The sequence below is a fragment of the Kineococcus aridisoli genome (assembly GCF_050871885.1).
Taxonomy (GTDB): Bacteria; Actinomycetota; Actinomycetes; order Actinomycetales; family Kineococcaceae; genus Kineococcus.
In genome coordinates this window covers 1-727 of sequence record NZ_JBJLSF010000181.1, presented here as the reverse complement: position 1 = coordinate 727, position 727 = coordinate 1, and the positions used below count along the sequence as shown (strand labels likewise).

Below are 727 nucleotides of genomic sequence, written 5' to 3'. Positions count from 1 at the left end.
CCCCCCAGTCCCCCACATGGGGCAGTCGCCGGCGAAGTCGCGGCCAGCAGAGCACCACAGCAGGCACAGTGACCCGCGTGTCACAGCCGCGCCGCGACTCCTCGACGCCCACCCCAGGAAGAGCCGAGGGCGGCTGATCTACATCGCCGTCCTCCTGGCCGGCGCCGTCTCGGCCTTCGGGGTGCTGCAAGGCATCGGCTGGCTGTCCGGAGCACCGCAGTGGCGCCGAGCGGCGGTGATGACCGCCGGCATCGTCCTGATCGGCACCCCCTTGAGCACATGGATCGGCACCGCCGTCACGGGCCGGGTACGGGAGCACCTGGCCACCACCGATCGACTCGAGTGCAGCTTCCGCATCGTCGAAGGCCACCAAGACGGACTCACCAAGCAGTGGCGAGCCGGCATCGCGGCCCTCTCACCAGGACACGTCACCTTCGTGCACACGGTCGGCGGGCTGCGCTTCCTGCGGCGCCGCCCCGTCACCTTCGAGGTCCAGGCTGACGAGTCCGGCCTTGCGAGGAAGCTGCGCGGGATCGAGGTGCTGCTGGTGACTCCCGAAGCTCAAGCAGTGCGCCTGAGCACCCCCACCGCGGTGCTGGAGTGGGCAATCACCCCAGCTGAGCGCATCCCCTGGGCACTGCAACGAGTCCACGCCCGGTAGGTGGCTGCGTTCGGATGACGGCAGGCTCCACGCACGATCGTCCCGCTGGACGCGACATCGCGGTCA

1 protein-coding gene is annotated in these 727 nt (G+C 69.9%); it reads left to right on the top strand.

Features of this window, described 5'->3' with window-relative positions; translation table 11 throughout:
* The coding region (locus tag ACRYM2_RS23175) for a hypothetical protein (RefSeq protein ID WP_432525059.1) at positions 1 to 661 on the top strand (661 nt) is incomplete at its 5' end.
* Between the last annotated feature and the right edge of the window lie 66 nt (positions 662 to 727).